The organism is Anaerocolumna sp. (assembly GCF_032079385.1).
Taxonomy (GTDB): Bacteria; Bacillota; Clostridia; order Lachnospirales; family Lachnospiraceae; genus Anaerocolumna.
This window is the reverse complement of the sequence record NZ_DAMAUC010000018.1, coordinates 57,321-80,946: the sequence shown is the minus strand read 5'-3', so window position 1 is coordinate 80,946 and position 23,626 is coordinate 57,321. Positions and strand designations below refer to the sequence as shown.

The 23,626-nt window shown below is 41.7% G+C and carries 21 protein-coding genes; 19 read left to right on the top strand and 2 right to left on the bottom strand.

Annotated features, from left to right (window positions below):
- Positions 1-206 precede the first annotated feature (206 nt).
- The 10 genes from purC (at position 207) to RT261_RS14570 (ending at position 11,554) form a co-directional block, all read left to right on the top strand.
- The gene (gene purC, locus RT261_RS14615; protein WP_313133542.1) at positions 207-911 is read left to right on the top strand and encodes a phosphoribosylaminoimidazolesuccinocarboxamide synthase; all 705 of its coding nucleotides are present in this window, start codon (positions 207-209) and stop codon (positions 909-911) included.
- 24 nt (positions 912-935) lie between these two features.
- A complete protein-coding gene (gene purF / locus RT261_RS14610) occupies positions 936-2,375 on the top strand; it encodes an amidophosphoribosyltransferase (RefSeq protein ID WP_313133539.1) in 1,440 nt (479 codons plus the stop codon).
- 165 nt (positions 2,376-2,540) lie between these two features.
- On the top strand, positions 2,541-3,974 hold the full coding sequence (purB, locus tag RT261_RS14605) for an adenylosuccinate lyase (protein ID WP_313133538.1): 1,434 nt from the start codon (positions 2,541-2,543) through the stop codon (positions 3,972-3,974).
- 214 nt (positions 3,975-4,188) lie between these two features.
- On the top strand, positions 4,189-4,767 hold the full coding sequence (locus RT261_RS14600) for a DUF5662 family protein (protein WP_313133536.1): 579 nt from the start codon (positions 4,189-4,191) through the stop codon (positions 4,765-4,767).
- Between the two features lie 12 nt (positions 4,768-4,779).
- Complete coding sequence (locus RT261_RS14595) at positions 4,780-5,058, top strand: GNAT family N-acetyltransferase (protein WP_313133534.1); 279 nt, start codon at positions 4,780-4,782, stop codon at positions 5,056-5,058.
- A 63-nt stretch (positions 5,059-5,121) separates the two neighbouring features.
- Complete coding sequence (locus RT261_RS14590; RefSeq protein ID WP_313133532.1) at positions 5,122-6,003, top strand: LysR family transcriptional regulator; 882 nt, start codon at positions 5,122-5,124, stop codon at positions 6,001-6,003.
- 97 nt (positions 6,004-6,100) lie between these two features.
- Positions 6,101-6,613: a deoxyuridine 5'-triphosphate nucleotidohydrolase gene (locus tag RT261_RS14585; RefSeq protein WP_313133530.1), complete on the top strand. Its 513-nt coding sequence runs from the start codon at positions 6,101-6,103 to the stop codon at positions 6,611-6,613.
- A 627-nt stretch (positions 6,614-7,240) separates the two neighbouring features.
- On the top strand, positions 7,241-8,479 hold the full coding sequence (locus RT261_RS14580; protein ID WP_313133527.1) for a TULIP family P47-like protein: 1,239 nt from the start codon (positions 7,241-7,243) through the stop codon (positions 8,477-8,479).
- A gap of 16 nt (positions 8,480-8,495) precedes the next feature.
- The gene (locus RT261_RS14575; protein WP_313133526.1) at positions 8,496-10,124 is read left to right on the top strand and encodes a TULIP family P47-like protein; all 1,629 of its coding nucleotides are present in this window, start codon (positions 8,496-8,498) and stop codon (positions 10,122-10,124) included.
- Between the two features lie 404 nt (positions 10,125-10,528).
- Positions 10,529-11,554: a CAP domain-containing protein gene (locus tag RT261_RS14570; protein WP_313133523.1), complete on the top strand. Its 1,026-nt coding sequence runs from the start codon at positions 10,529-10,531 to the stop codon at positions 11,552-11,554.
- 142 nt (positions 11,555-11,696) lie between these two features.
- On the opposite strand, the gene RT261_RS14565 is transcribed toward RT261_RS14570, so the two are convergent.
- A complete protein-coding gene (locus RT261_RS14565; RefSeq protein ID WP_313133521.1) occupies positions 11,697-12,122 on the bottom strand; it encodes a DUF4368 domain-containing protein in 426 nt (141 codons plus the stop codon).
- A gap of 279 nt (positions 12,123-12,401) precedes the next feature.
- Here RT261_RS14565 and RT261_RS14560 point away from each other — a divergent pair, with 279 nt between their 5' ends.
- The 5 genes from RT261_RS14560 (at position 12,402) to RT261_RS14540 (ending at position 19,986) form a co-directional block, all read left to right on the top strand.
- Positions 12,402-12,611, top strand: a complete 210-nt coding sequence (locus RT261_RS14560) for a DNA-binding protein (protein ID WP_442871779.1) — start codon at positions 12,402-12,404, stop codon at positions 12,609-12,611.
- Entirely contained in the window at positions 12,608-13,903 is a 1,296-nt protein-coding gene (locus RT261_RS14555; protein ID WP_313133519.1) for a sensor histidine kinase, read from the top strand. Before RT261_RS14560 ends, RT261_RS14555 begins: the two co-directional genes overlap by 4 nt.
- Positions 13,896-14,564: a response regulator transcription factor gene (locus tag RT261_RS14550; protein ID WP_313133518.1), complete on the top strand. Its 669-nt coding sequence runs from the start codon at positions 13,896-13,898 to the stop codon at positions 14,562-14,564. Before RT261_RS14555 ends, RT261_RS14550 begins: the two co-directional genes overlap by 8 nt.
- Before the next feature lie 146 nt (positions 14,565-14,710).
- The gene (locus RT261_RS14545; protein ID WP_313133517.1) at positions 14,711-15,013 is read left to right on the top strand and encodes a hypothetical protein; all 303 of its coding nucleotides are present in this window, start codon (positions 14,711-14,713) and stop codon (positions 15,011-15,013) included.
- Positions 15,014-15,114: 101 nt separating this feature from the next.
- Positions 15,115-19,986, top strand: coding sequence for an S-layer homology domain-containing protein (locus RT261_RS14540; RefSeq protein ID WP_313133515.1), 4,872 nt, complete (start codon positions 15,115-15,117; stop codon positions 19,984-19,986).
- A 35-nt stretch (positions 19,987-20,021) separates the two neighbouring features.
- Here RT261_RS14540 and RT261_RS14535 read toward each other — a convergent pair whose 3' ends face one another.
- Positions 20,022-20,231, bottom strand: coding sequence for a TnpV protein (locus tag RT261_RS14535; RefSeq protein ID WP_313133513.1), 210 nt, complete (start codon positions 20,229-20,231; stop codon positions 20,022-20,024).
- Positions 20,232-20,440: 209 nt separating this feature from the next.
- Between RT261_RS14535 and RT261_RS14530 the strand changes: the two genes are divergently transcribed.
- From RT261_RS14530 to RT261_RS14515, 4 genes are all read left to right on the top strand, one after another.
- A complete protein-coding gene (locus RT261_RS14530; RefSeq protein WP_313133511.1) occupies positions 20,441-20,794 on the top strand; it encodes a ferritin-like domain-containing protein in 354 nt (117 codons plus the stop codon).
- A 17-nt stretch (positions 20,795-20,811) separates the two neighbouring features.
- Entirely contained in the window at positions 20,812-21,591 is a 780-nt protein-coding gene (locus tag RT261_RS14525; protein WP_313133509.1) for a family 1 encapsulin nanocompartment shell protein, read from the top strand.
- Positions 21,592-21,614: 23 nt separating this feature from the next.
- On the top strand, positions 21,615-22,052 hold the full coding sequence (locus RT261_RS14520; protein ID WP_313133508.1) for a Fur family transcriptional regulator: 438 nt from the start codon (positions 21,615-21,617) through the stop codon (positions 22,050-22,052).
- Between the two features lie 213 nt (positions 22,053-22,265).
- Positions 22,266-23,546 (top strand): adenylosuccinate synthase, encoded by a 1,281-nt coding sequence (locus tag RT261_RS14515; RefSeq protein WP_313133506.1) that lies wholly within the window; start codon positions 22,266-22,268, stop codon positions 23,544-23,546.
- Positions 23,547-23,626 lie beyond the last annotated feature (80 nt).

Below are 23,626 nucleotides of genomic sequence, written 5' to 3'. Positions count from 1 at the left end.
CATTTATAACGAGAACTTAATAGACTGTGCCATTTCGATGCGGTTTTATAGCATCTTGGTTGAAAGAATCATTAAGAAAGGAAAATTGCAACTGCCATCTTCTTTCAACTTAATTTTTCGGCAGTATCACATCTGTAAATAGTGTGTTACATAGGTAAGCGGAGTATCACACCTTCAAGCAAATGTGAGATGCAATGGGTGAAATTATGAAAAAGTTAGACATGCTATACGAAGGAAAAGCCAAGAAAGTATTTAAAACAGACGTGGAAGATGTTTATATTGTGGACTATAAAGATGATGCAACGGCATTTAATGGTTTAAAGAAGGGAACTATTGTAGGAAAAGGTGTTATCAATAATAGAATGTCAAACCATTTATTCCAGCTTCTTGAAAAAGAAGGAGTTCCAACTCATTTTATTGAAGAATTAAGTGAGAGAGAGACTGCGGTAAAGAAAGTTGAAATTGTACCTTTAGAAGTTATCATCCGTAATTTTTCAGCAGGGAGTTTTGCTAAAAAACTAGGAATAGAGGAAGGAAGAAAACTTCTTACATCTACCTTGGAATTTAGCTATAAAGATGATGATTTAGGGGATCCAATGATTAATGATTATTATGCCATTGCCATTGGAGCAGCCACAAGAGAAGAGATTGAAAGAATTTCAGAAATGGCTTTTAAAGTAAATGAAGTGTTAAAGAAATATTTTGCAGAATGCGGAATTGAATTAGTTGACTTTAAAATAGAGTTCGGAAGATGCAAGGGTGAAATTATTTTAGCAGATGAAATTTCTCCCGATACTTGCAGATTATGGGATATTAACACCCATGAAAAACTGGACAAAGACCGTTTTAGAAGGGATTTAGGCAATGTAGAAGGTGCTTACAAGGAAGTTTTCAAACGTTTAGGCTTATAGACAGGTCGTTTAGAAAGGGACAGTATGAAGAATAATATAGAAAGTACCTATATTTCCGAAGGAGTTCACGAAGAATGCGGTGTGTTCGGTATCTATGATTTTGATGGAGATGATGTTGTCTCTTCCATTTATTATGGACTATTTGCTTTGCAGCATAGAGGGCAGGAAAGCTGTGGTATTGCGGTAAGTGATACAAAAGGTCCTAAGGGTAAAGTAAATGCCTTAAAAGGAATGGGGCTGGTGAATGAAGTATTTACTCCGGATAGTATTGAAAAATTATCTGGAAATATAGGGGTAGGACATGTAAGATATTCTACTGCCGGGGGCAGCACTCCGGAAAATACCCAGCCTTTGGTTCTAAATTATGTAAAAGGGACTTTGGCTCTAGCCCATAATGGAAATCTGGTAAATGCTTTGGAATTAAAAGATGAACTGGCTTATACCGGTGCTATCTTTCAAACAACCATTGATTCCGAAGTAATTGCATATCTGATTGCCAGAGAGCGTTTAAAGGCAGTCAGTTTGGAAGAAGCCATTAAGAATACCATGGAAAAACTAAAGGGAGCCTATTCTCTTGTAATTATGAGTGCCAAAAAATTAATTGGTGCCAGAGATCCTTTTGGATTTAAGCCATTGTGTATTGGAAAAAGAGACAATGGTTATGTCCTTGCTTCGGAAAGTTGTGCCTTGGATGCAGTAGATGCAGAATTTATAAGAGATGTGGAGCCAGGGGAAGTGGTTATGATAGATGAGGAGGGTATTCACTCTGATATTTCTTTGGTACAATCAAGGAAAGCAAAGTGTATATTTGAATATATTTATTTTGCCAGACCGGATAGCCATGTGGACAATGTCAGCGTGTATAATTCAAGAATTATGGCAGGAAGACTGTTAGCACAAAGCCATCCGGTAGAAGCAGATTTGGTTGTTGGTGTTCCAGACTCCGGTAATGCAGCAGCCATGGGATATTCCTTTGAATCCGGTATTCAATATGCTACAGCCTTTGTAAAGAACAGTTACGTAGGACGAACCTTTATTAAACCCAAGCAGGCTATGAGAGAATCCAGTGTTCGGATCAAATTAAATGTGTTAACGGATGTAGTAAAAGGAAAACGGGTGATTATGATTGATGATTCTATTGTCAGAGGCACCACCAGTGAAAGAATCGTAAGAATGCTTAAGAATGCTGGAGCTACAGAAGTTCATGTAAGAATCAGTTCACCGCCCTTCTTGTATCCATGTTACTTTGGAACGGATGTACCTTCCGGTGACCAATTAATTGCTTATAATAATACAGTGGAACAAATCTGTGAAATTATTGGTGCCGACTCCCTTGGATATCTTAGTGTGGACCGGTTAAGTGAATTAATTAAGGGAGATAAAGGATATTGTGATGCCTGTTTCTCGGGAAATTATCCAATTGAACCTCCAAAGCAGGATATTCGGGGAGAATTTGAGAGATAATTTAATTAGCAGCTTCATATTTCTATGTCATTCTTCGAAAAATCCAGCAAAATCCGGTTCTTCAAAGAATCTCTGTTACTCATAAGGGATTCCACAGGAATTTGGTTTTGCAGATTTTACGTTAAGAATGATATTGACATTTTAAAATACAAACAGGAGGTTTCCATGAATAACGATAAATACATCAGTCCTTTTTCTGAGCGGTATGCCAGCAAAGAAATGCAATATATTTTCTCACCGGATAAAAAATTCAGGACCTGGAGAAGATTATGGATTGCCTTGGCAGAAGCAGAAAAAGAACTTGGATTAAATATTACAGAGGAACAAATTGAAGAATTAAAAAAGCATCAGGACGATATTAATTATGATGTGGCTAGGGCAAGAGAAACAGAAGTACGTCATGATGTTATGTCCCATGTATATGCTTACGGAGAACAATGTCCGAAAGCAAAAGGAATTATTCATTTAGGTGCAACCTCCTGCTATGTTGGGGATAATACGGATATTATCTTAATGACAGAAGGCCTTAAGCTGATTAAGAAAAAGCTTATTAATGTTATGAATTTATTGTCAAACTTTGCTTATCAGCATAAAGGTCTGCCTACTTTAGCATTTACTCATTTTCAGCCGGCCCAGCCTACAACTGTAGGAAAGAGAGCTGCTTTGTGGTTAATGGAATTAAAGCTGGATTACGATGATATTTCTTATCTTATTGACAGCATGCTTTTACTTGGTTCCAAAGGAACTACCGGTACCCAGGCAAGCTTTTTAGAATTGTTTGATAGGGATCATGAGCGTATTAAAAAATTAGATCAATTAATTGCAGATAAAATGGGATATTCAGGGTGCTATCCGGTATCCGGGCAGACTTACTCACGTAAAGTGGATACCAGAGTGGTGAATGTACTTGCAGGACTTGCCGCCAGTGCTCATAAGTTTTCTAACGATATCCGCTTATTACAGCATTTAAAAGAGATAGAAGAACCCTTTGAAAAGCATCAGATTGGATCCTCTGCCATGGCGTACAAACGTAATCCGATGAGAAGTGAAAGGATTGCTTCTTTAGCAAATTACGTAATGGCAGATGTTATAAATCCTGCTATTACATCTTCCACCCAATGGTTTGAGAGAACTTTAGACGATTCCGCTAATAAAAGAATCAGCATACCGGAGGCTTTTCTAGCAGTTGATGGTATCTTGGATTTATATATGAACGTAGTGGATGGACTGGTGGTATATCCAAAGGTTATTCGCAAACACCTTATGGCAGAGCTTCCGTTTATGGCAACAGAGAATATTATGATGGATGCTGTAAAAGCCGGAGGTGACAGACAAGAATTACATGAAAGGATTCGTGTTTTGTCTATGGAAGCCGGCAAGAATGTAAAAGAAAATGGCTCAGAAAATAATCTCCTTGAACTTATTGCAGCAGATTCTTCCTTTAATCTGACCTTGGAAGAACTTCAAAAAACCATGGATCCGGCAAAATACACAGGAAGAGCAGAGCAGCAGGTGGAAGAATTTCTGACCGAAGTGATTCAGCCCATACTGAATGAAAATAAATCAGAACTAGGTTTAAAAGCAGATATAAAAGTTTAATTGGTAAATTAAGCGTGCATTCTGAACACAAATTTAGAGCCAGCTTTGCTGTGCTGATGTTCAGAATGGCGCTTTTCTATTGGTAATGTTTAAATGAGAATATTTCCTGTATTAATTTTGTTTTTTCTCCACAATTGTATTGATTGTGATAGTATGTTAAAATACTATATATTGAGAGTATGAACTTAAGGGCTCACGAATTGGAGAGGTGTAAATGAAATGGCTACAGCATTTAAAAACCATTAATCATCATAAATGGTTAGTTATGAAATATTGTTTTCGAGCAGGTTTATATAAACAAGGAATTCTTCATGATTTGTCTAAATATTCTCCCGTTGAATTTTTAGTTGGTGCAAAATATTTTCAAGGAAATCAAAGTCCCAATAATGCAGAACGGTTTGATAAGGGATATAGTTCTGCCTGGTTACATCATAAAGGAAAAAACAAACATCATCTGGAATACTGGATTGACTATAGTTTGGAGCCGGATAAACCTATGACAGGTACAAGAATGCCTGTTAAGTATGTAGTTGAAATGTTTTGTGACCGTTTGGCAGCCAGTAAAAATTATAATAAAGAAAAGTATAGGGACGGTGACCCTTTGGCATATTTTGAATCGTCAAAAGAACACTATCTAATTCATGAGGATACAAAAAATCTGCTTTATAAATTGCTTAGAATGCTAAAGGAGCATGGGGAAGATGCTACTTTTCATTATATAAGAACACAGGTATTAAAAAAGGGATATAAAGTCTTAAGGAACAATGAAAAGAATCATAAAAGCAGTAAATAAGGAGGTAATTCTATGGAATTTAAACATGAAATTAATCGTATTTATGTGAATAATGAGCAGGGTGCTATCATTGCTGAAGTAACTTTTCCTGATGTAAAGGAGGGGGTTGTAAACATTAATCATACATTTGTAGATGATTCCCTGAGAGGACAAGGTATTGCAGGCAAGCTAATGGTAGAAGCAGCAGAACAGTTAAGAAAAGAAAATAAGAAGGCAATTCTTACCTGCCCTTATGCAATTGGATGGTTTGGTAAGAATCATGGTTATGACGATATTTTAGAAAAGAAATAATGATCCCGAAGTTGGTAATGAGCATATAGATATTTGAAATGAAAGGTGTAAGGAGAGAGATACATGAATGTGAATTTGGAACACTACAGGATATTCTATTACGTAACCAAATGCGGCAGTTTTACAGCTGCAGCAGAAGAATTGTGTATCTCTCAACCTGCGGTCAGCCAGGCAATTAAGCTATTGGAGAATGTGCTGGGCAGCAGTCTGTACATTCGTACCCAAAAAGGAGTGAAACTTACTCCGGAAGGAGAAGTATTATTCTCTTATATATCACGTGGTTACGAAACGATCATGCTAGGTGAATCAAAATTTAAAAAAATGCTGGATTTGGAGAACGGAGAAATCCGAATCGGAGCCAGTGATATGACCCTTCAATTTTATCTGCTTAAGTTTTTGGAAGGATTTCACATGAAACACCCTAAGATTAAAGTAACGGTAACCAATGGGCCTACACCGGAAACTTTAGAATATTTATATGATGGAAAGATTGATTTTGGAATTGTAAGTGTGCCGTTTCAGGCAAAACCGGAGGTGCATATAAAAGAAGTTCAGCCCATTAAAGATGTATTTGTGGGAGGAAAGCGTTTTAAGGATCTCCGGGATAAAGAACTGGAATATAAAGATTTAGAACAGCTTCCCATTATATGTTTGGAGAAGAATACAAGTACAAGAACTTATATAGATGACTATCTTAAAGACAATGGAGTGGTCTTAGAACCGGAATTCGAATTGGCGACCAGTGATATAATAGTTCAGTTTACCTTAAGGAATCTTGGTATTGGTTCCGTTGTAAGAAATTTTGCTGAGAAATATATCGAGAACGGCGAGTTATTTGAATTAAAATTCAAGAAGGAAATCCCAAAAAGAAATTTTTGTATTATAACCAGTGATAAAAATCCGATATCAACTGCAGCAAAAGAATTATTAAGTATGTTAATTTAAATAGTACATCTTATTTGAGGGATACCCTAAAGGGGTATCATGTCTGGAAACAGGAAAGAAAATATAGGAATAGAAACATAGGATTAGAGGTAATTACATGAAACGAATTGCAAGATTTCACAAAGTAAGTATAGAACAATTTACAAAGGATTGGCTGGACACTTTTTCAGCTTCCCATGAGGAGAAAGCAAAGGAAGTATATGGACAGATAAAGCTTCCGCAAAGAGCTACTGCAGGTTCAGCAGGATATGATTTTTACAGCCCAATATCCTTTACACTGGCACCAGGAGAAACGATTAAGATTCCAACGGGGATTCGTGTTGAAATAGAGGATGGCTGGGTACTAAAATGTTATCCAAGAAGCGGATTAGGATTTAAATACCGTCTGCAATTGAATAATACAGTTGGTATTATAGATAGTGATTACTTTTATTCCGATAATGAAGGGCATATGTTCTCAAAAATCACCAATGATTCCAATGAAGATAAAACGGCTGTAGTAGAGGCAGGTGCAGGATTCATGCAAGGAATTTTCGTTGAGTATGGGATAACATATGACGACGAAGTAATGGAAAAAAGAAATGGCGGTTTTGGAAGTACTACAAAATAAAACAGAATGAATTGAATTATAAAAAGAAAAACGAAGATTATTAGCATTCCTCCAATAAGGATGTTTATGAAAATCATAATTGCTTAGCGTACTGCTGAACGATTACTGATGAATTATAAATAAACTTATTGGAGGATTTTTTATTAGGAATCATGCTGCTCCTATACTGACAGAACAGATAGTATATAAATGAAATTAAACAAGCTTAACATAAGGAATGAATATAAGTGGACAAAATATTCGTAATATTATCATAATACAAATTGAATTGAATATAGTATTAATGTGAATTATTGAAATGCATAATTCACACCCTGATTTATGGCAGTGCCACATCTGTAAGCAGATGCGGCATGTATTGGGAGCTAGTATGAATTATTGAAATGCATAATTCATACCCTGATTATGGCATGCAGTGGGAGCTAGTGTAAATGAAATGAAAAAATATAAATAAGTAATGCATTATATGCATATTTATTTATGCTGAATGGGGGTGTACTATGAAATATTTTAGTCATTTTACATAAGTAAAAGTAATGGTAAATTTTATTTGTATTACAACTTTAATTTGTAAAGTTTTATAGGTGGTTCTTTATTCCATATAATATTAGGTGAGGAGATAATAAGATGCTTACAAAAGGATGGGATACAATAAGCATTGTAAAGCAGGAAAGAATCAACTCTGATTTTAATAGTATTTGGGACAGTGTTAATTCTCACTTTTGTTATACAAGCTCTGAGATGGCAACAGCTTACATCAGCGGACAATTTGGCAGTTGGAGTGTAATTGATGGAGGAGGAGGGCGTATCTTACGTCTTAAGCTTCCTATTCAATCTGGCGAAGTTATATTGGGACAAACTAAAGCAAATTTGGAAGGAACCAGTGCCATAATTGAAGTAACACTTTCCCTGCTTCCACTTTATAACAGCATTACAGTCTTAAAATCAGAATATTTGAATATAGCTAAGAATCGTTCTGATATGACTCCAGACAAGAATGGCTGGGTTCTCCCTATAACATTATTAGATCCAAATGGACAAGTTGGTATGCTGTCCACGATAGTATTGGACTTAATATGTAAATACCTGCTATCTAATCCAAAACAATTTGAACTAATCTTTGCAGAAATCAATTTTGCTAAAAGTGGAAGTCCTGGTTGGGCAATTCCCAAAAAATGTGCGTATTCCTATCTGGATTCAGGCTATCTTTCTATTCTGTCCGTATGCAGTGATAAGGATATCTCCCAACTGCCTCTGGATATAGATATTACTGGTGTTTCCCTGGGAATAAGCTCCTTTTATGTAATGTCCAGTGAACTTATGCTGCAAAATCTGATTTTGCCTGGTTTGATAGATCTTTATCAAAACTGTTCTAAAGATTGTTTCTATTACAAAGACCGTGAACTTCTTAATAAAAAGGAACTCCGAATGCATGAAATAAAGTCGGGCGCAATCTACTATACTCCTGTAGTTTATAAGGAAAATAACATTGCCAGAGTGGATGGTGACAGGATTAAGGTATATTATATTGGAGAATGTGACATGTATGCAGGCATTACCATGAATTGGAATGGCAGTGTGAAGATGAATGCTTTGCTAGATACGAAAGGAAGAATTCTATTTTATCAGGATGGCAGCAGTTTCACCCATGATGAAGATATCCCATGGTATCTTAGCTGGCTTTTGCCAATAGTAGGGTTAATTGTTCAGATTGTGGTTGCTGCTATTTCAGATGATTTAATTAGTTCAATTGAAAGAAGAAGCAATTCAGTGAAAGCAAATAACATTGATACGGTCACATGGTGTCAGAACCAGGCGGTGGTAAAATCTGTATATATTAGTGAGTCACTTATTTTGGAATATTAATTAGGAGGATAATAGTATGTCTGATCAGTCAGAGAGAGTTGTATTTTCAGGAATCAACCAACCGGTAAATTTTGATTTACCAAACTTAAACCATTCGTGCATGGAAACGATTAAAAATTCCATGCTGTATAAAAACGCTGCAAAAATACATACAAATGACGAAGAAAAAGAAAGATTAATGCTTGCAAGTGCTGTAACCACGAATGGTTGGGATACTGTTTCAATCTGTAGAGTTACTGCATTAAATGAACGTATTAAGAGTCAAAAAACCTATCCTGCTGCTATCTCATATCAAGTAGACCAATTATCCCTTGAGGGTGTTTTCGATTCATGGCAGATAATAACGGGTGGAGACGGACGCAACGTGAAGTTAAAACTACCCATGAAATCAGGAACATATAAGGGGCTTAATATGGGAAAGGGAGATACTTTTGATCTTGCCAATGTATCTGTTGATATCTATATAAAACTTAACTATTTTCCTATACCTAACCCTGAGGTGGCTACAGATGGTGAATATAATCTGTTTGTTAATACCGCACGGGTAAGTGAGTATGATCCAATTGCAGCAGTAATTTCACTTGCTGACCCAGGTGGAACTATTGATGACATAAACAAAAGTATTTTACGAGGTTTATATGAAAAGTGGTTAAACATGCCAGAGAATCTTAAAAAGTTTGATACCTTATTCTCCACAGTATTAATCAACAATATGGGAGAACAATCTGAGGAATATAAATGGCTGCGGGCAACTGCAATTAGTTATGCTTATACCGATAAGGGCACCGATGAAAGCAGTATTTTCGGTATTCTTTGTATGACAAATGACCGTTCGTGTGATGGACTTCCGAACCAATTACCTGCTGCTGACCTAAAAAGTGATGACAATGCCCTTTTTCTTATCAGTCGTGAGATATTTGCAAAGTATCAGCTTCTGCCGTCACTAAAATTTGTTTTTACTGATTCTCCGGAGGCTCAATATGTCATGGATGATGCTGGGACAACAATTACCGGTACTAATATTAAGGTTGATACGGTAAGAGTGGGTGCTATCGATTATTATCCTGTAGCGCAATCCTTCGAAATGTGTTTCGATGAAACCTACATTCGGACGACTGCAAAAATACATACACATATATCAGCTGGCATTGATACTTATACAATTATTATGACAAAGCAGACACTGGCACTTGGTACAAACGATAAGGGTGAGCAAGTTATGACATATGAAATGGTTGGTGATCCAATCACAGAAAACTCAACTAAAATCGCTACATGGATAGTTGTAACAGAAGCGATTCTGGCTCTTATTGCTACTGTTGTTATTGCAGTGGCGGCTAAAGTGGCAACCAAGCTGACCGCATTAATAGTTGCAATTATTGTAGCTATAGTTGTGGCTTTGGTTACAGTAGTTATCCATGTAATTATTGAAAGAGTCATTGCGGGAGGCGTTACGGATTCACTGCCATCCATATCTCCAATGGTCAAAGTAGCTGCAAATCAGGTAAAATGGCCATTCTGTACGGAAGACGCTTTCACACTGACGGATATTGATTATTCGGGAGCCATTATTTTTGAAGGAAAACTTAAACTTATGGATTCTTATATGATAGTAGACAATAGATTGGTTTCATTGCATGCATAAGTAAGAAGGAAAATCTTATAATTGAGGGCTGTCGCTAAGCGGCAGTCCTTTTTAGTGAAAAAAATAAATCCCAACTTCAAAATCTATGGAAGCTGGTTGTTAAAAGAAAATGTTACATCGTTATTTAATAATATTGAAATATATTTAAAACTTTTGTAACATTTCGCTTCCTTTTTCAGGTAATAATTTATTCTTGTTTATTTCCTTATTTATTTCTGTAAACCATTGATTTTACTGACTTTTCTTAAGAACTTAACTAAATAATGGCTATTATTAAGATGGAATAAATTTGGGTTTGTGTCAATAATGTGTCAGTTTTCCCATTTAATAACTATTGCTTAGGGCAGGGGGCTATGTTAACCTTAGGGAGCAACATGTTAATGACTGTTTAAAGGAGGCAACTCATGAAAGGTATCATTGTAACATCTTTATTAAGCTTACAAATTGCGGGTTTATTTGGAGGAAATGCAAGTACTAATTCTAATATAAATATTAATGAATTATTAAATAAGAATGCCAAAAATATTAATATAGAGTTAGCAAAGGATGCAATATCAAAATGCACACCATCATTAGAGGCAGTTAAGAGTACAGATTCTTCTGTTCAATTAGACATTAGCAAAGAAGAGGGAGTGGATGGATACTCAATCTATCGTACATCAAAAGATGGAATTTCCGAATATGTAGGAGATACTAAGTCAGGTAATTTTACAGATAAAAACTTAGATTCAAATTCATCCTATTGTTATACTGCAAGAGCTTATGCAATTGTAAATGGTAATAAGGTAATAAGTCCTGTATCCAATAAGGAAGTTGCAGTAACAAAGCCAGAGAAGAATACCAATACAGATAAAAAGGAAACAACAACTCCTCCACAAAAAGAAACCGCAAAACCTGAAAAAGAAACACCAAAAGCAGAAACACCAAAAGCAGAAACACCAAAAGCAGAAACACCAAAAACAGAGACACCGAAAACAGAGACACCAAAAACAGAAACACCAAAAGCAGAGACACCGAAAACAGAAGCACCTAAGGAATCCACTAATCAATATGACAGTAGTTTTGCAAGTCAAGTATTAAAATTAGTTAACATAGAACGTACAAAAGGTGGGCTACAGGAACTTACTATGTCTTCTACTTTAACAGCTCCTGCAAATAAAAGAGCTCAAGAAATTAAAACTCAATTCTCTCATACAAGACCAAATGGTACTCAATGGTCAACTGTATTAGATGAATATGGTATAAGCGTACGTACAGCTGGTGAAAATCTTGCTTACGGTTATAATACTCCGGAAGCAGTAGTACAAGGCTGGATGAACTCACCTGGACATAGAGCTAATATCATGAATGGGAACTTTAATCAAATCGGTATTGGTGTTTATAAAGACAGTAACGGAACAGTATATTGTACACAATTGTTCTCCAATTAATTAAAAGTGGGAGTACATCTTATAAATTAAATTCGTTCATACAAGAAAGCAAAGAGAAAATATAATGCCCCCTGCCAATAAGGATGTTTTCAGTTTTTGAGATTTGCCGTAGGATGTTCAGTCCTACGGCTTTTCTCTTGTCCTAAACTCTGCCAACAAAGTTGAAGTACACATCCACCTGCTGGGTATAGTTTTTCTTCTTCCAACGCTCGGAACGCTCATGCGCCACAATCTTGTCAATAAACTCCCGCACGATTTCAGGCGTCAATGCCTGAATATCGGTGTACCTGCTCACGACAGCCATGAAACGGTCGGCGTTCAGCATTGTGTCCCTTCCAGTGCTGATTTCCTGCTCCAGCTTGCTCGCAAGGGTAATCAATTCCTGCTTTTCATCTTCATAGCCGCCGGTCAACGCCTTAAACTGCGCTTCGGACAGGTTTTCGAGTGCCAACTGCTCAAAGGCTCTGCGAAACAGCTTATCCAAATCCGCAAGGCGTTTTTCGGCTTTTTCCAACTCCCTTGCTTTAGCGGAAAGCTCACGCTTTAACTGGCTCTGGTGCTTATCCATTGCCCGCCTAAGGAACTGCTCGGTATGCTTCTTTTGGTACGGTCTTCTCTGCCGTGAATTTATGGTAACAGGTCCAGGGAGGTTTTTCAAGCTGGGGCGGGAATGTTAGTGTCTGGCTTGCCGCTTCTTTTTTACTTATTTAATAGCAGGAAGTAAGTCCTGATACTACGTTTTTGAGTAGATAGAAACAAGTTTTACAGCACGTTATCTCTTGATGCTTGATTATTTCTAAGTTAAGAAATATAATAGAAAAAGAAACATACAAACGGAGGGCAATCCATGATGGAATATTTCAGCGTAAAGGAAGCGGCAAAGAATTGGGGGCTGACTGCCCGTATGGTGAATTATTACTGTACCAGCGGACGCATTCCGGGTGTACAGAGAATCGGCAACATATGGGCAATTCCAAAAGAGGCAAGTAAGCCAGAGGATGGACGGAAAGGAAACGGCCGTAAGCCCAAAACGGGAGATCAGGAGCGTGACAGATGAATCAATTACGTTTGTTAATCAGCAGTAGCTTCTTCGATAAGTGCCTTGACCTGCGGATACGGCTGTTCAACATTCTGGCAATGGCGGGTGTGACAGTCAGCCTTATATCCGCTATCGTCGCTGTTGTAATGGGAGAAAAGCTGCAAAATACCATCGTGTATCTGGTATTTGCCCTGCTAGCCGCAGTACTTTTAGTGTATGCTTCCAAAAGCGGAAAATATCAGCAGTGTTATTTGATTACTATTCTGGCTATTTTTTTCGTAGGGTTTCCCGTTTTCTTTTTTTTAAATGGCGAATATTATGGCGCAACCCCTTACTTTTTTATCTTTGCCATGGTATTTACGGTTTTTATGCTGGAAGGGAAAAAGGCAGTTATCATTGCACTGTTTGAGATGTTGTTTTACATAGGGCTTTGCCTGTATGCCTATTTGACTTTTGACCCGGGCGCCTATTACAGCAGCCGTTGGCTTGTGATGACGGATACGGTGTTTGGGTTTGTCGTGGTTGGCCTTGCCCTGAGTATTGTCATGCTGATGCAATTTCGGCTTTACAACGAACAGCAGAAAAGGCTGGACGAGCAGAACCATATTCTTGAGAGAACCAGCCGTGCAAAAACCGAATTCTTGTCCAACACCTCCCACGAAATGCGTACGCCGCTCACCGTCATTTCAGTCAATATACAGACTGTGGCAGAAATGCTTCAGGATACAGAGGAAGCGGTGAACGATGCACAAGCAACGGAGCTGCTCCTAAATGCACAGGAAGAGATTATGCGGCTGACCCGCATGGTTGGTGGTATGCTGACGCTTTCCTTTCTGCGGGAGAAGACCGACAGGCAGGCGGTGGATTTTTCAACGCTCCTACGCAGCAGTGCGGATATTTTTGCCCTGCATCTGAAAAAGCAGGGCAATCTTCTGAAAACGGATATTGCGGACGGACTTGAGGTATTCGGCAATGCCGATCTGCTGGCACAGGTGGTAGCAAATCTTCTGCAAAATGCGGCCGCCTATACCAAACAGGGAGAGATTACCCTACAGGCTGAAAAAACAGGGCATGAGATTCTGGTGCGGGTGGAGGACACCGGCTCCGGTATTTCCGCCGAGCTTCTTCCCCATGTGTTTGAACGGGGTGTTTCTACAGGCGGCACGGGCTTTGGCCTGTATCTGTGCAAGACCGTGGTGGAATCCTATGGCGGGCGGATTTGGATTGAGAATCTACCGGGTGGCGGTACGTTGGCGGCGTTTGTCCTGCAGACCTATGAGGGACAATTTGGGGGTGAAGAGCATGCGTGAAAAAATGATTTTACTGGTAGAGGACAACGAGCAGATTCTGCGAGGCAATGAGCGGTTGCTCACCCGGAGGGGCTATGGGATCGCTGCCGCGCTGACGCTTTTGGAAGCGCATAAAGCGCTGGATGCCCAGATGCCGGATTTGATTGTACTGGATATTATGCTGCCGGACGGCAGTGGGCTGGACTTTATCGCAGAACTGCGGCAGCACTCGCAGATACCGGTGCTTCTGCTGACGGGACTGACCACACCGGAGGATGTTGTGCGGGGACTTACGGCAGGAGGCGATGACTACCTTGCAAAGCCCTACGATTTCGGGGTTCTGCTGGCACGGGTGGAAGCGCTCCTGCGCCGGTCGGAGCAGATTCCAGAAAAACTGACCCGTGACCGCCTATCCCTTGATGTGGCGGTGGGAGTGGCTTCGCTGGACGGAACCGATCTGCTGCTGACCCAAAAGGAATTTGCCCTGTTGCTTGTCTTTGCACAGAATGAGGGACGCTTTATCAGCGCCGAATACCTGTATGAAAAGGTGTGGAAGCAGCCGATGGCGGGTGACAATCAGGCGTTTAAAAAGACTCTATACCGGCTGCGGGAGAAAATCAAGGGCAGCGGATGGCGCATTGAGCTGTCAAGGGGCGAGGGGTACAGCTTCGAGCGGGAATAATCAATTTCATAAAATGCATTGCGGCGAAAGGGACAATTATGGAACTTTCGCCGCTTTTTATTTTGCTCTGTAATAAAATAGGAGTGAGCCAAACAGGCATTTTTATTTGGCGGCTCGTTTTATTTGAGAACGGGGAGGTGATTTAGATGCAGTGGCTAAAACGAGCGGAGAATAAAAATCTGAAAATAACCAATGTCGGCGCATTGGACGGAGACTCCTTCGGAATTACGCTGGAGAGCGGGCATACCATCCTGCTGGAGCTTGGAGACAGAATCCGCGAACCGGCTTTTGCCGCTCTCATCGAAAGCGGAGACTTCGGTAAGCCCTACACCGACGGGGAGAACCTCTGCTGGCCCGGCGGGATGTCCCTTACGCTGGAGGAAATTTTGGATATGCTGCTGTCCCGGGACAATGCACGGCAAAGCCAAGAACATTACAGGGAGGAATGATATGGAAGGAACGAACAGGAACCTGAATGAGCTCATGAACAGGTTGACGGACGAAACAGGCTTCGAAAATAAAAATTAGAATGTAGGAGGTAAGAAACAAAATGAAACGAACATGGAAACAAATCGGCAGCCTGCTGTTGTCGGTGTGCATGGTGATGACCATGCTGCCAACCATAGCATTTGCCGAAAGTGAAACACCAATCGGGGATTCCGGCAGACTGGCAACCCCTGCAGATATCGTGGTTGCGGCTTTTGATGAACTATCCGAGGATATTCTATATCAGGGCTACGACTTTGGCGAGATCGAATCGCAGGACGACCTTGATCTGCCGGACGCTCTGACCGGCACGGACACGGACGAAAGCCCGACCACCATCGAGGGCGTGACCTGGCAGAGCGACCCCTCCTTTGACCCAGAGCAGTCGGAGATGTACGAGTTTAGCCCGGTTCTGCCGGAGGGCTATGCGCTGGTCGAGGGCACGACCGCCCCGGTGATCTCGGTGTTCACCCGACCTGAGGGCGGCGTGCAGATACAGCCTTTGATGGCCATAAATGTTGGTGATGGTTCAATCACAATAGAGGCTGGCGACCAATTTACCCTAGCCATAGGGGACAGCAGCAGCTTAGGCACTCAGCAAACTTATACCTATGGAACGACCCAGCTTTCATGGGATACCATCCGTGCGGGCGGAAGCGGCCCTTACACCTTCCGGGGCTGGCATCCTGCCGGAGCGGTCAACACCGTGGAAATGATTGAATCGTTTGATGTTGCGAATGCGGCTAACCCGGATTTGCTTCTGGCACAGCCTGTGTCCGCAAATGCAGGTGATTCGGTTACGCTTGAGTTTAAGCATGTGATGAGTAAGCTTGATTTTAATGTGCATAAAGGCAATGATGTTTCAGGAAACTTGCTGGACCTTGTTTTTCGCCCTCAAGCGGCGTTATGGGGCGGAGCAAACGTGGATTATGGGAACGGAACGGTAGTTAGTGGATATTCCGGCAGCGTTTATCCGCCCTTTGACTTATTTGCCGGCCTGATTGTAGCGCCACAGTATTTAGACGCAGACGACTTGATTTTCAAGGTGGAGCTTGCCGGTCAGGAATGGGACTGCAAAGTACCTGTCGGCGGTCTTACGCTGGAGAGCGGAAAACGCACCATTTTAGATATCACATTAGATTCGGGCAGCAATCAGGCAACGGTTGCGGTTAATGGGACGGCGAATGGAGACTGGGGTTCTTCTCCAGGAACTATGCCGCTGGCATTTGCAGCGGACGGAACAAACCCCGTCACCGGCACCATGGACATCGGCGGTACTACGGCGGTTGCCGACCTGAGCCAAGATGGCAGCGGCACCGGCTGGACATGGGAGGCCGTAACCGCAACCCTGACGTTAAGCACTGGCTACCCGAGCGATAAAGGCATTTACATTGGCTGCGCCCAAAGCGACGAAATCAAGCTGGAATACAGCGGCGATATCACGATTACCACAACCGGCAACGTTATTCCCATCAATTGCAACGGTTCGCTGGAAATAAACGGCACTTCCAGCACCCTTACCCTGAATAATTCCGGTACTCTTAATTCTGCGCTTTCGGCCAAAGGCGGGGATTTGAAAATCTCCAGCGGTACGCTAAATGTAACCGGGCCGATAGGGCTTTACACTCATAACGGTAACATTATAATTGGCGGCACAGCCAATGTAACGGCTGTGTCGAACGGCAACTATATACTGCCCGGCAGTAATGTGGGTATTATGGCGAATCTAGGCTATGATATTATCATCAGCGGCGGCACGGTTAACGCTACTGGCGGAATTCTTGACGCGGCTTTGGTGGCGGATAACATCACCATCACAGGCGGCACGATTGTTACCAATCCCGCAGGCAGCGACAATGGCAATGTGTATGGCAATGTCTTTGTCAGCGGTAGCAGCACAAACGTAACAATTAACGGCAGCATAGTGGACGGCGGCGACGGCGCAGACCTCACCGTATCTGACGGCAACGTGACCGTAACCGGCACCGTTGACGGAACAGTCACCGTCACCGGCGGCACGGTAAGCGTGAACGGCAGTCCCGTACTGCCATCGGGTACCACCTACCCCTTAACTATTGGCGATATCCTCGTAACCGATGCCAACAAAGACAATATTACTGGCGCCGGCATCACATCGGGTACGATCAGCTACGACCCCAGCACAAAAACCCTTACATTGGATAACGCCATTGTGCCTATGAACGGCTCTTCTGCACAGGCTGTTATCTCGTCCCAAGGGGATTTAACAGTGAAACTGGTTGGTAACAGCCAGCTTGGCTTCCTGCCCCCTGACGGCGATTGGAGCGCACATCCTTGCATTGGTTATGGGATTTGGGCCGACGAAAAGGAAATCACCTTAACCGGTGAGGGCAGCTTAACCATTTATGACACATTTGCAGGTATCGAAGCCCAAAACATCACTGTCGATATCGGCGGCACACTGCGTGTAGAGGAAGATGGACAGTCCGGTGCGGCCTGCTGTCTGAAAGCAGCCGGAGGAACGCTTACGGTTAAGCGGGGCACGCTGGAACTGACCTCTGAGCAGTCCAATGGGCTTTATGGCAGCAGTATTGTTATTGATGGCGGTTCCATCACAGCCTATGCCAAAGGATCATTGTTTGCATTTAACGTAGCCCCCAGCTTTGGAAGCGGCTATGAATATCAAGTGAAAGCGGGCAGCGCCCCCGGCAGCGCACAGCTTGTTTCCAGTCCCACAAACGCAACCTATACGGGCAGCAAATATATAAAAATCACACCTGCAAACACAGCAACCTACTCTATTAGTGTCACAAACGGCACCGCAAGCCCCACCTCGGCGGCGCAGGGCATGGCCGTGACCCTTACGGCAAACACCGCTCTAAGCGGCCAGCGGTTCAAAAGCTGGACGATTACACCCTCCGTCACCTTTACAAGCGGCGGGGTAAGCAGCCAGAGTACCGCATTTACTATGCCCGCACAGGCGGTGACAGCCACGGCAAATTATGAAGCAATTCCTGTTGGCTCGACACCTGTAACCGGCATAACGCTGAACAGAACCAGTCTCTCGCTCTACAGCAATACCACACCGAAAACAGCTACGCTTATCACTACCGTTTCCCCCAGCGATGCCACCGATCAGTCGGTAACATGGGCAAGCGGCAACATAGCTGTGGCAACCGTAGACCAAAGCGGAAATGTAACAGCGGTTGCAAACGGCACGGCGGTGATTACCGTCACCACCACAGACGGCGGTTATACAGCCTCCTGCACCGTTACGGTGTCCACTTACAATGGAGGCGGCGGAAACGGTGGTGGGTCCGGCTCCAGCAGCTTAAGTACCATCACCACTGGTACTCCTGCGAAGTCACCTGATTATCCAACGACTGTTTCGGCTCCTGTAACAGCGGCAGCCGGAGCAAACGGCGGCGCAACTGCCGTCGTTCCGGAGAAATCTGTCACCGATGCCATCGCCAAGGCGCAGGCCGACGCAAAGGCTCAGGGCAAAACTGCAAATGGCATTTCGGTGGAACTGAGCATTACCATGCCAAAGGGCGCAAGCTCCCTGACAGCGACACTGCCCCGCAGTTCTTTGAATAGTCTTGTCAGCGCAGGGGTAACCAGCCTGACAGTGAGCGGCTCCCCTGTAACGGTTTCCTTTGACAATAAGACACTGGCAGAAATCCAGAAACAGACCACCGGCGACATTACCATTCGCCTTACCCCGATAAAGGATCTCTTTACTGGTGCCAAAGCGGTAATCGGCACACGTCCTGCTTATAATATCACCATAAGCGACAGCAGCGGCAAGACGGTCACCAGTCTCGGCAGCGGCACAGCAACCCTTTCCATACCGTACACACCTGCCATCGGGGAAGCGTTGGGCGGCCTGTACGCGGTCTATGTAAATGAAAAAGGCGTTGCCGCCAGATTAGACGGCTCTGCCTACGATGTAAACAGCGGCTGTGTGATGTTCACCACCAACCATTTCTCCGTATATGGCGTGGGATACACAGTGCCATCGGCAAAGTTCACGGACATTTCCTCCCATTGGGCAAAGGACAGCATTGATTATGTGGTGGGCAGAGGGCTGCTCTCCGGCACCTCGGACACCTTCTTCGCCCCCAACACTGCAATGACAAGGGGAATGTTGGTGACTGCCCTCGGCAGACTGGCTGGCGTAGATGTGAAAACTTACACCACCAACAGTTTCACTGATGTGAAAGCGGACAGCGCATTCTGCCCCTACATCGAATGGGCATACAAAAAAGGCATTATTCAGGGCATCGGCAACAACCAGTTCGCGCCTGACCGAGCGGTTACCCGTGAGGAGATTGCGGTTATCTTCGCAAACTTTGCCAAAGCCACTGGCTACACCCTGCCTGTGACCCGGACTGCTACAACTTATGCGGATGCTTCCAGCATTGGCAGCACCTATGAAACGGCAGTGACCGCCATGCAGCAGGCAGGCATTATGATGGGCGGCACGAACAATCAGTTTAACCCGAAGTCCAGTGCCACCCGTGCGGAGGTCAGCTCCATGCTTCACCGCTATATCAAGCTGACCATTGACCCTGCTACTGCGCAGGGCTGGGCGAAAAACGATGCCGGACAGTATCTGTATTATAAAAATGGAAAGACTCTCACCGGCACCCAAACCATTGATGGTGTGCAGTATTTCTTCAATACCAACGGCACCCTGAAAACCGGTTGGATCAAGGACGATAGTGGAAATTGGCATTTCTACTCCGGCAATATCATGTTGGTAGGCTTTTGGGACTTAGGTGCGGGTGGCAACAATAAAACCTACTACTTTGACACTTATGGCAACATGGTTTCCGGCAAATGGCTCCAGATCGACGGCAAGTGGTATTATTTTAATGCCGACGGATCTCTTGCTAAGAGTACCAAAATCGACGGATATGAGGTTGATGAAAACGGCGTGAGAAAGACAAAATAAGATAATAGCGAAAGAGGGATGCACAGGTTGAAGTTTCAGCTTGTGCGTCCTTTATAATGTAAATGCTGTGCCAGCTTGCCGGTGAGAAGCAGTTTTCGATACATCCCCGGCTTTTGCTCGTGCAGATAGCTTAAACGGAGTCGTCCGTATTTCCCCAAACTGTCAAGTTCAGCTTTTCCGTCAATCTTAATGTTGGGGTACAATAATCCGCTAATTTCTGTGTATTCAAATTCAAACTTTGCCATAAAGCAAATCCTCCAATAAAGATTATTTACAATTCATCGGTAATCGTTCGGCTGTATGCTGAACAACTTTGATTTTCGTAAACATCCTTATTGGAGGACTGCTAACTCTTTGCTTTCTTTTTTTATAAAAAAGGATTGACATTTATTACATAATAATTTAGAATGATTATAAAGTTAGAAAACATATAAAGTAAAAGGAGGATATAGATATGGCAGATCATTGGAGTGAAAATGAAACACTATTAGATGAAGGAACCAGGAATAGAACAAGAGCAATTAAGACACTTATGGAAGAAATTGAAGCGGTTATGTTTTACGAACAAAGAGCGGCGGTTACAGGGGATAAAGACTTAAAGGAAATAATGATTCATAACCGTAACGAAGAGATGGAACATGCATGCATGACTTTGGAATGGCTAAGAAGAAACATGGACGGCTGGGATGAAGAACTTAGGACTTATCTGTTTAGTGAAGGTAATATCCTGGAAGTGGAAGAAGGAGCTGCTCATGGAAATAGTGATGAAAATAATGGTGGAAGCCTTGGTATAGGCTCACTAAAATAGTAAAGGAGGGTAATATTATGTATAGAAATTTAGCGCCCATTGACAAGAGTGTCTGGGAACAAATCGATGAAAGAGCAAAAGAAGTTTTGATATCTACTTTAACAGCCAGAAAAGCAGTTCACGTAGCAGGACCGTTAGGTGCAGGACATACTGCCTATAATCACGGACGTCTTGGAGATGTTACGAATAAAGAAGATGTAGCCTTTGCATCTTATGAAGTAACTCCCCTTGTTGAAAGCCGAATTGAGTTTAAGTTAAACCGTTGGGAACTTGATAATGCAATTCGCGGAGACAAAAATATTGACTTTACCAATCTGGAGGAAGCAGTTAAGAAATCTGCACTATTTGAAGAAAATGCAATTTATGCCGGATTAAAAGAAGGATCTATCAGAGGACTTTTAGAAGTTAAAACAGAGGCTATTAAACTTGGGAATTCTGCCTCCGATATTAAGAAAGCGGTTGCAGAAGGAGTTATTAAGCTGAGAAAAGCTTTTGCACATGGTGCAATGGATTTAATTGTTTCAGAAGAACTTTACACAAGATTTTGGTCTGTAGAAAGCTCCTATCCGCTTTTGGAAGCTATTGAAAAACTTATCGGCGGAAAAGTAGTTTCATCGGAAGTTTTGACCGGAGCAATATTGATTCCTCATGATGATGAGAATCTTTCATTGATTCTTGGAGAAGATTTTTCTTTAGGATATCAGGAACATGATAACAATGAGATTACTTTTTATGTGAAAGAATCTTTTACATTCCAAATTCTTGATGATAATTTAGTTGTACATTTCCAGAACTAAATATTCAGGATGGAGGTTACTACTTGCACGAACTAGAATTAAAACAACTTTCCAGTGCCGGAATCCGCTGTTCTCAGCAAAGATTATTCATTTTGGCCTATCTTAATGAGCATATGAATGAGCACTTAACGGTAGATGATATTTATCAGAATCTAAAAGGCATATATCCTGCTTTAGTGGTTGCAACGGTTTATAATACTATGAATCTTTTTAAAGAAAAAGGTATTGTTACAACCATTGAATATCCGGGAGAAGAACTTCGATACGATCGCCGCATGGAATTGCATGAGCATTTCAAATGTGAAGAATGCGGAAAGATACATGATCTTCCAATGGAAAGTGAGAAGCTTAAGCAAACAGAATATAATGGTTTTCTCATAAAAGAACGTTTTATACTATTAAAAGGCATTTGTCCTGTTTGCAGGAAAGAACCAAGGAGACCGGACTTGTCTGGGAGTTGAAAATTTCATAATTCTTTATTATGGAAACTATAATTAATATTGATTTTACTTATACTATTTTATGGACTACAATAAATAAGTAATAGGGCATTGTAACATGTTTTGTTACAGTGCCTTTTTTGAACCATATAAATAAGGTTTTAAGAGTATTTTGCATAAAAGACTGCAATAATCTTAAAACTAAGAATGAGAATCTTTAGGAGGAATTTCAGAATGGTTAAAGCAATTGTAGGAGCTAATTGGGGCGACGAAGGTAAAGGTAAAATTACAGATATGTTAGGTCAGGAATCGGATATAATTGTAAGGTTTCAAGGAGGCAGCAATGCAGGCCATACAATTATTAATAATTATGGTAAGTTCGCACTTCATTTATTACCATCCGGGGTTTTTTACGAGCATACCACCAGCATTATCGGCAATGGTGTTGCGCTAAACATTCCTTATCTGCTTAATGAAATAAATGATATTGTTGAGAAAGGAGTTCCGGCGCCTAAGATTTTAGTGTCCGATAGAGCACAAATTATGATGCCATACCATATTCTTTTTGATCAGTATGAGGAAGAAAGATTGGGCGGTAAGTCCTTTGGGTCTACTAAGTCCGGTATTGCACCGTTTTATTCCGATAAATATGCTAAAATTGGTTTCCAGGTTTCCGAATTATATGATGAAGAAACATTAAAAGAAAAAGTTTATCGGGTAGTGGAAATGAAAAATATTATGTTAGAGCATATGTATCATAAACCCACACTGGATCCGGAAGAAATCTATGAATTATTACTTGATTATAAAAAGCAAGTTACTCCTTATGTGTGTGATACCGCACTATACCTTCACAATGCAATAAAAGAAGATAAAAATATATTATTAGAAGGGCAGTTAGGGGCATTAAAAGATACGGATTTTGGTATCTATCCAATGGTTACTTCTTCTTCTACATTAGCCGGATACGGAGCAATTGGTGCCGGAATTCCTCCTTATGAAATAAAAAGTATTATTGCTGTTGCTAAAGCTTATTCCAGTGCTGTAGGAGCAGGTGAATTCGTTAGTGAAATCTTTGGTGAGGAGGCTAATGAATTAAGAAGGCGGGGCGGCGATGGCGGCGAATTCGGTGCTACAACAGGAAGACCCAGACGTATGGGATGGTTTGATGCAGTTGCTACTAAGTATGGCTGCAGAATGCAGGGTGCTACCGAAGTTGTGCTAACCGTACTTGATGTATTAGGCTATCTGGATAAACTGCCGGTATGCGTTGGTTATGAAATGGATGGACAGGTAATAAAAGACTTCCCTACAACCGTGAAACTTGGGAAAGCTAAACCGGTTTATGAAATATTACCCGGTTGGAACCAAGATATTCGGGGAATTAAAGAATATGAAGATCTGCCTGAGAATTGCAGAAAATACATTGAATTTATTGAAAAAGAAATACAAGTTCCTATTACCATGATTTCAAATGGACCGGGAAGAGAAGAAATCATTAAAAAACCAAGATAGCATAAACACAGCCGCGACGATTTTCACTGTCGCGGCTGCTTGCATCTCCATATAGGAACGGTAGGAATATGGGGTGATTA

Bases quoted from the DNA above. Each gene is read 5' to 3' on its own strand.
- RT261_RS14590 (WP_313133532.1), top strand. From the start codon at position 5,122: ATGAATGTGAATTTGGAACACTACAGGATATTCTATTACGTAACCAAA.
- RT261_RS14540 (WP_313133515.1), top strand. From the start codon at position 15,115: ATGAAACGAACATGGAAACAAATCGGCAGCCTGCTGTTGTCGGTGTGC.
- RT261_RS14530 (WP_313133511.1), top strand. From the start codon at position 20,441: ATGGCAGATCATTGGAGTGAAAATGAAACACTATTAGATGAAGGAACC.
- RT261_RS14535 (WP_313133513.1), bottom strand. From the start codon at position 20,231: ATGGCAAAGTTTGAATTTGAATACACAGAAATTAGCGGATTATTGTAC.
- RT261_RS14600 (WP_313133536.1), top strand. From the start codon at position 4,189: ATGAAATGGCTACAGCATTTAAAAACCATTAATCATCATAAATGGTTA.
- RT261_RS14575 (WP_313133526.1), top strand. From the start codon at position 8,496: ATGTCTGATCAGTCAGAGAGAGTTGTATTTTCAGGAATCAACCAACCG.
- RT261_RS14515 (WP_313133506.1), top strand. From the start codon at position 22,266: ATGGTTAAAGCAATTGTAGGAGCTAATTGGGGCGACGAAGGTAAAGGT.
- RT261_RS14550 (WP_313133518.1), top strand. From the start codon at position 13,896: ATGCGTGAAAAAATGATTTTACTGGTAGAGGACAACGAGCAGATTCTG.
- RT261_RS14580 (WP_313133527.1), top strand. From the start codon at position 7,241: ATGCTTACAAAAGGATGGGATACAATAAGCATTGTAAAGCAGGAAAGA.
- RT261_RS14595 (WP_313133534.1), top strand. From the start codon at position 4,780: ATGGAATTTAAACATGAAATTAATCGTATTTATGTGAATAATGAGCAG.
- RT261_RS14570 (WP_313133523.1), top strand. From the start codon at position 10,529: ATGAAAGGTATCATTGTAACATCTTTATTAAGCTTACAAATTGCGGGT.
- purB (WP_313133538.1), top strand. From the start codon at position 2,541: ATGAATAACGATAAATACATCAGTCCTTTTTCTGAGCGGTATGCCAGC.
- RT261_RS14585 (WP_313133530.1), top strand. From the start codon at position 6,101: ATGAAACGAATTGCAAGATTTCACAAAGTAAGTATAGAACAATTTACA.
- RT261_RS14555 (WP_313133519.1), top strand. From the start codon at position 12,608: ATGAATCAATTACGTTTGTTAATCAGCAGTAGCTTCTTCGATAAGTGC.
- RT261_RS14565 (WP_313133521.1), bottom strand. From the start codon at position 12,122: ATGGATAAGCACCAGAGCCAGTTAAAGCGTGAGCTTTCCGCTAAAGCA.
- RT261_RS14545 (WP_313133517.1), top strand. From the start codon at position 14,711: ATGCAGTGGCTAAAACGAGCGGAGAATAAAAATCTGAAAATAACCAAT.
- RT261_RS14525 (WP_313133509.1), top strand. From the start codon at position 20,812: ATGTATAGAAATTTAGCGCCCATTGACAAGAGTGTCTGGGAACAAATC.
- purC (WP_313133542.1), top strand. From the start codon at position 207: ATGAAAAAGTTAGACATGCTATACGAAGGAAAAGCCAAGAAAGTATTT.
- purF (WP_313133539.1), top strand. From the start codon at position 936: ATGAAGAATAATATAGAAAGTACCTATATTTCCGAAGGAGTTCACGAA.
- RT261_RS14560 (WP_442871779.1), top strand. From the start codon at position 12,402: ATGATGGAATATTTCAGCGTAAAGGAAGCGGCAAAGAATTGGGGGCTG.